Origin of the sequence: Klenkia sp. PcliD-1-E (assembly GCF_024124375.1) — a bacterium.
Taxonomy (GTDB): domain Bacteria; phylum Actinomycetota; class Actinomycetes; order Mycobacteriales; family Geodermatophilaceae; genus Klenkia.
The window spans coordinates 1-10,222 of the sequence record NZ_JAMXRZ010000134.1; the positions used below are offsets into that span (position 1 = coordinate 1).

General features: G+C 71.5%; 9 protein-coding genes. 5 read left to right on the forward strand and 4 right to left on the reverse strand.

Going from position 1 to position 10,222, the window contains the following annotated elements:
• The first annotated feature begins 296 nt into the window (after nt 1-296).
• The gene (locus NH342_RS19645) at nt 297-1,961 is read left to right on the forward strand and encodes a GAF domain-containing protein (RefSeq protein ID WP_253017479.1); all 1,665 of its coding nucleotides are present in this window, start codon (nt 297-299) and stop codon (nt 1,959-1,961) included.
• A gap of 6 nt (nt 1,962-1,967) precedes the next feature.
• Here NH342_RS19645 and NH342_RS19650 read toward each other — a convergent pair whose 3' ends face one another.
• Together NH342_RS19650 and NH342_RS19655 are read right to left on the reverse strand one after the other, a co-directional pair.
• Nucleotides 1,968-2,627, reverse strand: coding sequence for a response regulator transcription factor (locus tag NH342_RS19650; RefSeq protein WP_253017481.1), 660 nt, complete (start codon nt 2,625-2,627; stop codon nt 1,968-1,970).
• A gap of 261 nt (nt 2,628-2,888) precedes the next feature.
• Nucleotides 2,889-3,239, reverse strand: a complete 351-nt coding sequence (locus tag NH342_RS19655; RefSeq protein ID WP_253017483.1) for a universal stress protein — start codon at nt 3,237-3,239, stop codon at nt 2,889-2,891.
• A 176-nt stretch (nt 3,240-3,415) separates the two neighbouring features.
• On the opposite strand from NH342_RS19655, the gene NH342_RS19660 reads away from it, so the two are divergent.
• The gene (locus NH342_RS19660; protein WP_253017485.1) at nt 3,416-4,078 is read left to right on the forward strand and encodes a TetR/AcrR family transcriptional regulator; all 663 of its coding nucleotides are present in this window, start codon (nt 3,416-3,418) and stop codon (nt 4,076-4,078) included.
• A gap of 409 nt (nt 4,079-4,487) precedes the next feature.
• On the opposite strand, the gene NH342_RS19665 is transcribed toward NH342_RS19660, so the two are convergent.
• Both NH342_RS19665 and NH342_RS19670 read right to left on the reverse strand, forming a co-directional pair.
• Complete coding sequence (locus NH342_RS19665; RefSeq protein WP_253017487.1) at nt 4,488-6,269, reverse strand: hypothetical protein; 1,782 nt, start codon at nt 6,267-6,269, stop codon at nt 4,488-4,490.
• 46 nt (nt 6,270-6,315) lie between these two features.
• Complete coding sequence (locus NH342_RS19670) at nt 6,316-6,906, reverse strand: recombinase family protein (protein WP_253017489.1); 591 nt, start codon at nt 6,904-6,906, stop codon at nt 6,316-6,318.
• A 276-nt stretch (nt 6,907-7,182) separates the two neighbouring features.
• On the opposite strand from NH342_RS19670, the gene NH342_RS19675 reads away from it, so the two are divergent.
• The 3 genes from NH342_RS19675 to NH342_RS19685 all read left to right on the forward strand — a co-directional run.
• Entirely contained in the window at nt 7,183-7,578 is a 396-nt protein-coding gene (locus NH342_RS19675) for a metalloregulator ArsR/SmtB family transcription factor (protein ID WP_305884958.1), read from the forward strand.
• Complete coding sequence (locus tag NH342_RS19680) at nt 7,575-8,687, forward strand: cation diffusion facilitator family transporter (RefSeq protein ID WP_253017491.1); 1,113 nt, start codon at nt 7,575-7,577, stop codon at nt 8,685-8,687. Before NH342_RS19675 ends, NH342_RS19680 begins: the two co-directional genes overlap by 4 nt.
• A 257-nt stretch (nt 8,688-8,944) precedes the next feature.
• Nucleotides 8,945-10,222: EAL domain-containing protein (locus NH342_RS19685; RefSeq protein WP_253017493.1), on the forward strand; the 1,278-nt coding region annotated here is incomplete at its 3' end.

Below are 10,222 nucleotides of genomic sequence, written 5' to 3' on the forward strand. Positions count from 1 at the left end.
GGACGGCGCCGGGGCCCACGCCGGCGCCGAGCAGGACGCCCAGCGCCGTGACCAGCACCGCGGCCGCCACCGGCACCGCGGTCGCGGGTCGGCGCGGCACCGGGGCCGGCGCGGGTCGAGGCGGGGGCAAGGTCACTCCGTGCAGTCGGTCGGCCACGTGGGGTTCTTCACCACATCGACCCAGGTGGACCCGGGTCAACCCGGTTGCGCACTTCCGGGACCTAGGTCCCGGGTGGACGGTGGGATTCCTCCCCCGTCCGGGGGAGGATGCGGGCCGGAGCGGAGGGGGCGACGTGGTGGCGGACCCGTTGGCGGCGATGGACCTGACCGACCTGGTCGCCGAGGTGCAGGACCGGCTGGGCACCGTGGTGCGCACCCAGCAGCGGGTGCAGGACCTGCTGGACGCCTACCTCAGCGTGCACAGCGGCCTGGACCTGGACGCGACGCTGCACCGCGTGGTGGCCGTCGCCGTCGACCTGGTCGGCGCCCGGTACGGCGCCCTCGGCGTGGTCGGCCACGGCGGGCTCTCCCGGTTCGTGCACGTCGGCATCGACGCCGAGCAGGCCGCGCGGATGGGGGCGCTGCCGGCCGGCCGCGGCGTGCTGGGCCAGCTCATCACCGACCCGGCGCCGCTGCGCACCGCCGACCTGTCCGCGCACCCGGCCTCGGTCGGCTTCCCGCCGCACCACCCCCCGATGCGCTCGTTCCTCGGCGTCCCCGTCGTCGTCCGCGGCGAGGTCTACGGCAACCTCTACCTGACCGAGAAGCGCGACGGGGACTTCACCGCCGCCGACGAGGCCCTGGTCAGCGCCCTGGCGGGGGCGGCCGGCATCGCGGTGGAGAACGCCCGGCGGTTCGCCGCGGAGCAGGAGCGGCAGCGCTGGGCCACCGCCGTGGCCGACGTGCGCGCCTCCCTGCTCGGCGGGGCGGCACCGGAGGACGTGCTGCGGCTGATCACCGAGCAGGTCCGGTCGCTGACCGCCTCGGACGCCGCGTTCCTGCTCGCCCCGATGGACGACGGCGCGCGGTGGACCTCGCAGGCGCAGAGCGGCGCCGGCCTGGACGACATCACCGGCGTCCCGCTGACGCCCGAGACCTCACCGGTGGTCGCCGCGCTCACCCGCTCGGGCCCGCACGTGTTCACCCTCGACCTGTCCGACGTGCACTTCGAGGGCCCGGTGTCGGAGGTGGCGTGGGGACCGGTGCTGGCCACCCCGCTGGCCACCGGGCCCCGGGCCGGCACCGTCCTGGTGGCCGCCCGCACCCGCGGGGCATCGCCCTACGACCCCGGTCTGGCCGGTCTGGTCAGCTCCTTCGCCGACCAGACCGCCCTGGCGCTGGACACCGCGGCCCGGCAGCGGGTGGCCCGGGAGCTGGACGTCTACGCCGACCGCGACCGGATCGCCCGCGACCTGCACGACGTGGTCATCCAGCGCCTGTTCGCCGCCGGGCTCAGCCTGCAGACCCTGCTGCCCAGGCTCGCCGACGCGGACCGGGACCGGCTCGCCGCCGTGCTCGACCAGCTCGACGGCACCGTCCGCGACATCCGGAGCACCATCTTCGACCTGGGCACCCCGGTCGACGCGGGGCTGCGCCGCCGGCTGCTCGACGTCCTGGCCGAGAGCAGCGGCACGCTGCGGTCGACCCTGCGCACGTCCGGCCCCGTGGACACCCGGGTCACCGGGTCGTTGGCCGCCGACGTGCTCGCCGTCGTGCGGGAGGCCGCCAGCAACGCCGCCCGGCACTCCCGGGGCACGACCCTGGAGACCACGGTCGACGTGGCCGCCGACCACCTCGTCGTCGAGGTCGTCGACGACGGCGTCGGGCCGCAGCTGGAGGGCGCGCGGAGCGGGCTGCGGAACCTGGAGGAGCGCGCCGCCGGGCACGGCGGGCACCTGCTGGTCCGGGCCCGGCACGACGGGGGCACCCGGCTGCGGTGGCGGGTCCCCCTGCTCCCCTGAGCCGGGTCAGCTCCCGCCCGGGGGCCGCAGCCGGGTGGCCAGCACCGCGACCTGGGTGCGGCGCTCGAGCCCCAGCTTGGCCAGCAGGTGCGACACGTGGTTCTTCACCGTCTTCTCCGCCAGGAACATGCGCTGCCCGATCTGCCGGTTCGTCAGCCCCTCGCCGATCAGCTCGACCACCACGCGCTCCTGGTCGGTGAGGACGGCCAGCACGTCCCCGGCCCGGGGCCGCTCGGCCAGCCGCTCGCGGGCCGCCGCCACCGCCCGGGGGTCCATCAGGGAACGCCCCGCGCCGGCCGCGCGCACGGCGGCCACGAGGTCCTGGCCGATCACCTGCTTGAGCAGGTAGCCCGCCGCACCGGCCCGCACCGCCTCCAGCAGGGCCTCGTCGTCGCTGTAGCTGGTCAGCAGCAGCACCGCCAGTCCCGGGACGGCGGCGCGCAGCTCCCGGGCGACCTGGACGCCGTCTCCGTCGGGGAGCCGCAGGTCGACCACGGCGACGTCGGGCCGCAGTTCCGGGCCCAACCGCAGCGCCTCGGCCACGCTGCCGGCCTCGCCCACCACCAGCAGGTCCGGGGCGCCGGACAGGACGTCGGCCACCCCCCGGCGGACGACCTCGTGGTCGTCGACCAGGAACACCGTGACCGTCGGCCGCTCCTCGTGCACGGCCGCAGCCAACCAGGCGGCGCGGGCAGACGGAAGCAGCGCGCCGGGCGGTGGGACCAAGGTCCCCACGTGCCAGGACAGCCGCCCACCCACCCGAAGGGGGGCGGCACCGTGGCCGCCGTCCGTCCTCCCCAGGTCGTGCGGGGCCGACCCGGGACCAAGGTCCCGAATCCGCGGCGAGGTCCACGCAACGGGCCGACCTCGCCCTACCGTCGTCCCGTGGGTCGTCCTCTCCCCCGTGGGGGCGGCCCACCCCGCGGTTCAGCCGGTGAGCGCACCCGGCCGGTGGGATCCCAGGACGAGCAGGTCGGCGCTGTCCCCGAGCGCGGCCAGCACCGCCCGCGGGTCCCCCTCGACCAGCCGCACCCAGGTGCGTCCGTGCACCCCGGTCGCGCGCACGGCCCCGACCACCAGCTCGACCAGGTCCCGCTCGGCGCGTGCCCGGGTGCGCGCGCCGCCGCCGGGCCAGACCCGGACCGCCATGAGCGGGGCGTCCCGGTCCTGCGCCTCGCGCAGCGCCCAGCGCAGCGCGGCCCGGCTCGACGCCGAGCCGGACACCCCGCAGATGACCCAGCCCTCGAACTCCGCCGAGGAGCCTCCCGCGATGTCCACCGGCCCTCCTCCTGGTCGCCGGGCGACCACCGTCGACCGGGCGGCGGGCCCGGGACCAGGGTCGGAGGGCCCGGTCCGGGCAGAAGGGGACGAAGGTCCCGGGTGGCCGTGCGCCCGATCTGCCGATGACCGGACCGGTGCCACGAGTCGCACCCACGCCCAGGCAGGAGACAGCCGTGACCGCGTTGCTCGACACCCTCCCGGCCTCCCCGGCGCGCCCTGCCGGCTCGGCGACCCGCGGTCGCCCGCGGGACGCGCAGCTGACCCGCCGGCTCGTCGACGCCGCGCTCGACGTCGTGGTGGACCGCGGCCTGGCCGCGCTGACGGTCGACGAGCTGATCGCCCGCACCGGCGCCGGCCGGTCGGCGGTGTACCGCCGCTGGCGCTCGGTGGAGGACCTGGTGTGGCGGGTGGCCCTGTCGTGCGAGCCGGTGCCCCCGTTCCCGCCGACCGGGACGCTGGACGGTGACCTGCGGGCACTGCTCGCCCCGCTCACCCAGCCGCTGGACCGGGCCGGGCGGTTCCTGGGTGCGGTGTGGGGCGCCGCCCAGCACGACGAGGTCCTGCGCGCCGCGATCCGCGCCCGCCTCGTCGACCCGCTGTGCGCCGCGGTGGACGACGTCCTGCGGGCCCACGCCGACCGGAGCGGCGACGTCGGGCCGGCGACGGCCGACCAGCTGGCCCGGGTCGTCCTCGGCCTCTGGCTGCAGCGCCTGCTGCTCGACCGCCCCTCGGTGGAGGCTTCCGAGGTGGACTCGCTGGTGGGGGACGTGCTGGTGCCGCTGGTCGACCGAGCGGAGGGCGAGGGATTCGAACCCTCGAGGAGCGTGAACCCCTAGCAGTTTTCAAGACTGCTGAAGTTGCTCTGCCCAGCTGCGTGAAATCGAATTACCGCTGTTCAGGACGTTGCGGAGGTAACCTCTGTTCACCTCTGGAGACCCTCCTTCGCCGTCGCTACTGGCACGCGAATGGCACGACATCCAGCCCGCTATTGCCTCCACGGCCTGCGCAATCGTCGGTGCGGCCAGGAGACGAGTGGCACGCGGCGGGCGCCAAGACGCCGGCCCGGGGAGCAGTCGTCAACGCCGATCCAGCGACCACTTGCACACAAACGCGCAGGTCACGCCCGGTTAGGCGTACCCCTGCGGCAGCGCACCCCACCCGAAGCCCGCTATGTCACCCCCACGGGAGTGACGACCTGACCCGAAGTCCCGCAGTCGCGGACAGCGCTTGTTGTTGGCGCTAGGGCTAGGTGAGCGCCCGGGGGCGACCGAGGTCGTCGAGGCCAATCGCAGCGCCGTGCTCATCCCCGACATCGACGGGTTCCTCGATCCCGGTCAGCGACCAAGGAGAGAGAACGAGGGGTGCGTTCCCGTCGGGCCAGAGGTCCGGCTTGTAGAAGCGGAAGTGCCGCCCATCTTTGGCCTCGAGGGTGGCTTCAATCCCCGCACCCTGGCGTGCGTCGAGTGCCGCGTGGATCTCCTTGGCGTTCACGCACACCACCCTGGTGCTGAAGATGTGCACAGTGCCTAGCCGCAGCTCCTGTTCGAACAGCGTGACCCGGAACGGTTCTTGGGTGAGCAGCAGCGCGGTGGGGTCAACGCCGGTGGTTGCGCGCAGTTCGGGACTGTCCTCGCCGGTCAGTGTGACTGTCATACGTTGGGCCTGAGGGATGACGACACACTTGCCTTCCAGCAGCAACCGGATACATCGCAGATAGATCCTGTCAAGCGTCGTCAATTCGGCCGGGATCGGGAACTCCATATCGCAATGCCGCTGCACCACCTGCAGATCGGTAGCGATTTCGTGGAGGATTGCGAAGTGCTCGACTTCGTCTGCGTCAGGTTGGGGGCGATCGCTGAAGGTCAGCAAACCGATACGGTGTCCGTCGAGAAGGACCTCAGCAGCCGGCTCTTCGAGTAGTCCGCGACGCAGCGAAAGAGCCCGTATGAGATCCCCGGGCATCACCTCGGTCGAGGGCAAGGTGAAGTTGAGCGTTCCGGGGCGAGACGCATCTTCCGGTAGGAGGAACGTGACAATCATGGCGCCGTGGGCGAAGGTCCCGGCCAGTGTTTGTCCGACGCTTCCACCTGTAAGCACCGTGACCTCTCCACGGAAGGATGCACACACATCCCCCTGGTCATTCAGGGTGCGGATCTCCAACGGCTCCCCAACCGCGTTCGAAGGGATCGGGATCCACTCCATCTGGACCCCGCCTTCCCGTTCCTCGGCAATCCATTCAGGACCGGTCACTCGAAATTGGTCGACAGCAGACGCGGGGAGGCTGATGGTTTCGACCGGACCGTACTCAACTGCCTGCACGAACTTATCGCGAAGTATGATCTGGTTGTCGCTGAAGGATGCGCGGAAGCGGATGTTGATAGGGCTTCGGGCGGGCGCGTCTATTGTTTTCGCCCGAAGGGTGTGCACGACTGCGCCGTTTACGTAGGAGAAGTCAACCGCCCAGTAAGGGTCCAGACTGTCGGTTAGCGCCCCAAGCCCTCGCAGTCGGGCCCGCAGATCGGATATGCCGTCCGTCAATGCGGCTCTCTCCTGGTTCCACAACCTGGCCGCGTCTTCCACGTCTTGCCGATAAAAGTAGCCGACGAGGTCCGGGTATTCGGCAAAGCCGGAGTCCAGTCGCGGCTGATCGATATAGTCGACCTCCACCTGAACAGGCGCTTTGTGGGCTGCGGGGAGCTCCCGTATGAAGCGATGCTCGTGCCTGGTCATCTTGGAGGGCACCACAAGCACCCAATTCGCTGGGTTCTCTTTCATGGCAGCGTTAAACGATTTTGTTATCTGCGATCGCCGTGTTCGGAACCCACCCGAGAATCCCTCGGGGAAACACTTGAGCTGAAAAATAGTGCGAGTTCCGTCAGATTCGATGAAATCGACATCGATACCGCCGTCACCACCCCGCCCGTCGAGAACGACTACGCGTCCGCGGGGTGACAGGTCGCGAGTCAGGTACGCCTCGACGAGGCGGTCGAAATTAGGTTGGGTGAGCTTGGCCCAAGCGATGGGCATTTAAATCCTCTCCGAGCGGGCGAACCGTTTGGCGCAATCAAATTGATCAACGGGAGGATGACGGTGCGGCCGGTCTCTCGGAACTGTGGGGCTTGACGAGTGCGCGGACGACGGAGGAGCGACCGACCCCCAAAGAAGCGGCAATCTCGTTCAGCGTCAGCCCTTGGGCGCGCATCGCTGCGGCGGCCGCCCGTCGCTGGTCGGTCATGACGCTGGGGCGGCCGCCCTTGCGACCGCGGGCTCGAGCAGCGGCGAGGCCGGCCATTGTGCGTTCCCGGATGAGCCGGCGTTCCATCTGGGCGACGGCGGCGAAGACATGGAAGACCAGCTCGCCGCCGACGGTGGTGGTGTCGATGGCCTCGGTGGTCGACCGGAATTGAATGCCGCGGTCGGCAAGGTCGTTGACGATGCGGGTGAGGTCCTCGACCGACCTGCCGAGGCGGTCGATGCGCCAGACGGCCAGGGTGTCCCCGGCGCGTAGGTAGTCCAGGCAGGCGGTGAGCTGCGGCCGTTGGGCTGTCCCGCCGGAGGCGAAGTCGGTGAATACCTTCGCCGCCCCGGCGGCGGTGAGTGCGTCGTGCTGGAGGGCCGGGTCTTGCTCCAGGGTGGACACCCGCGCGTACCCGACGACCGTCATGTCGCCGACGCTAGCCGAAGTGTCGATTCAAAAGACGGGGCGGCAGGGGTTTTTGGGACGTGCATTCCGGAACGGGTTTCGGTCCTGGTCTATCTTGACCGACCTGCGGTTCTGCGCCGGACGGACAGTCAAACCGGTGCCGTGCCACAAACGGGGGTTTTTGGATGCCCCACCTCAGCCCACCGGCATGCCGACCAGACCGACAGCAAGCCCGAGGAGCGCACAGATACCCAGTGTCTTGAGCACCGACAGCGCACCCTGTCCTACTATCCGCGTATGCGTGCGGATAGTGCAGAGGGTCGTCCGGTCCTGCCGGCCGACCAGGTCGACCTGGCGGTGGAGACGTTCCGGATGCTGTCGGACGCGACTCGCATCCAGCTGCTGTGGGCGCTCATCGGGCAGGAGCTGTCGGTCAACGACCTGGCCGCCCGGGTCGGTAAGACACCGGGGTCGGTGTCCCAGCACCTGGCCAAACTGCGCATGACCCGCTTGGTGCACACCCGCCGCGGGGGCACGCAGGTGTTCTACCGGCTGGAGAACGACCACATCACCCAGCTGATCACCGACGCAGTGCACAACGCCGACCACCTGGTGTCGGCCACCCCCGACCACCACCGCCCCGACGCCGATGTCCACCCGCTGGCGGCCGCCGAGGGCGGTGCCCCCCGATGACCACACCCAGCGAGTACCGCAACCCTGGCCCGGGGCGCGGTGACCCCACCCACGCGCACGAGACGCAGGCGGCAGGTCATCACCACCACGGGCACGACCACGAGCACCCCCACGGGCACGACCACCCGGCGGGCATCCGCGGCTTTCTCCTCGGCCTGGTCAAGCCGCACAGCCACGACTCCGCCGACTCCGTCGACTCCGCCCTGGATGCCAGCGCCGAAGGCATCCGCGCGCTGAAGATCAGCCTGGTCGTACTCCTGCTGACCGCCCTCGCCCAAGCCGTCGTCGTTTGGCTCACCGGCTCGGTCGCCCTGCTCGCCGACACCGTGCACAACTTCTCCGACGCCCTCACCGCCGTCCCGTTGTGGATCGCCTTCATCCTGGGACGGCGGGCAGCCTCCCGGCGCTACACCTACGGCTACGACCGCGCCGAGGACCTCGCCGGCATCTTCATCGTCGCCATGATCGCCCTGTCCGCCGTCCTGGCCGGCTGGGAATCCATCCGCCGACTCATCGACCCCCAGCCCATCACCAACGTCGGCGTCGTCATCGCCGCCGGCCTCATCGGCGCCGCCGGCAACGAACTCGTCGCCCTCTACCGCATCCGAGTCGGCCGCCGCATCGGCTCCGCCGCCCTCGTCGCCGACGGCCTGCACGCCCGCACCGACGGCCTCACCTCACTCGCCGTCGTCATCGGCGCCATCGGCGTCGCCGCCGGCTTCCCCCTCGCCGACCCCCTCATCGGCCTGGTCATCACCGCCGCCATCCTCATCGTCCTCAAGGGCGCCGCCCGCGACGTCTACCGCCGCCTGATGGACGCCGTCGAACCCGACGTCCTCGACGCCGCCGAAGCCAGCATCCGCACCGCCCCCGGCGTCCTGGACGTCGAACGACTCCGCGTCCGCTGGACCGGCCACCGCATCCGCGCCGAAGCCGCCGTCACCGTCGACGCCCACCTCACCGTCACCCAAGGCCACGACATCGCCGTCGACGTCCACCACCGCCTGCTCCACGACGTCCCCAAGCTCATCGACGCCACCGTCCACGTCAGCCCCGCCGCCCACGGCACCGACCCACACCACGCCCTCGCCCACCACAACTACGCCTGATGTTCCAGACCGACTTTCTGGATCGCATTTCGTAGGACCGCATACGGGGGGTTTGTGAACCTCGGTCGAGGCGCGGGGCCTGTCCGACAAAAGGAGGGGCAGCTGAGCCGGGTCCAGGCCGTTCGGAGCTACTACGTGGCAGTCACCATCCCGAGGGACCCAGCTTGCAAAATGTCAACGAGGGCGCCCCGAACACCGATCACACCTGAAGAGGCAATGCGCCCAAGACCGGACGGCCATGACGCGAACGGGGCACCGTGAACAACCCTCAAGTTCTGCAGAGCGCACTCCACGACGTCCTCGCCGCCGAGGCCGTGACCAGCGTGTTCCAGCCGATCGTCGACCTCGACAGCGGTGCGGTGGTCGCGTACGAGGCGCTGGCCCGCGGGCCGGAGGGGCCGCTGCGGTCCCCGGTCGAGCTGTTCGCGGCCGCCCGGGAGGCCGGTCGGCTCGCCGAGCTGGACGCCGCCTGCCGGACCGCGGCCTTCCGCGGCGCGGTCGAGCAGGGGCTGCTCGCCCCGCTGACGGTGTTCGTCAACGTCGAGCCCGAGGTGCTGGACTCGGCCCCGCTGGCCGACCTGCTGGCCATCGCGGACGCCGCTCCCTCCCAGCTTCGGGTGGTCGTGGAGATCACCGAGCGGACGATCGCGGCCCGGCCGGCCGAGCTGCTGCAGACCGTGCAGCGCATCCGCGAGATCGGCTGGGGCCTGGCACTGGACGACGTCGGCGCGGACGCGATGTCGCTGGCCTTCATGCCGCTGCTGCGCCCCGACGTGGTCAAGCTCGACCTGCGCCTGGTGCAGGACCGCCCCGGCCCCGAGGTGGCCGAGGTGATGAACGCGGTCAACGCCTACGCCGAGCGCACCGGCGCGGTGGTGCTGGCCGAGGGCATCGAGACCGACGCGCACCTGGTGCAGGCCCTCGCCCTGGGCGCCACGCTGGGGCAGGGCTGGATGTTCGGGCGGCCGCAGCCGGGCCCGGCCGGGCACCTCCCCGTCGCGGAGCTGCTCCTGCCGCCGGCACCGCTGGACCCGCCGGGCACCGAGGTCTCCCCGTTCGGCTGCCTGCCGCCGGGCACCGTGCTGCGCCGCTCCCCCAAGCGGTTGCTCATCGAGCTGTCCAAGCAGCTGGAGCGGCACGCGCTCCGGCTGGGCGAGACCGCCGTGGTGGCCTCCACGTTCCAGGAGGCGCGGCACTTCACGCCCTCCACCGTGGCGCGCTACCGCGGTCTGGCCGAGCGCACGGGCTTCGTCTGCGCGCTGGGTGACGGGCTGTCGACCGAGCCGGTGGCCGGCGTCCGCGGCGCCGAGCTGTCCGCGGCCGACGAGGTGCGCGGCGAGTGGGACGTCGCGGTCATCGGCCCGCACTTCAGCGCCGCGCTGCTGGCCCGCGACCTCGGCGACACCGGCCCGGACATGGAGCGCACCTTCGAGTTCGCGCTGACCTACGACCGCGAGACCGTCGCCCGGGCCGCGCACGCGCTGGTCGCCCGCGTGGTGCCCCGGGAGCAGCGCCGCCCGGCGCCGGTCGAGCGG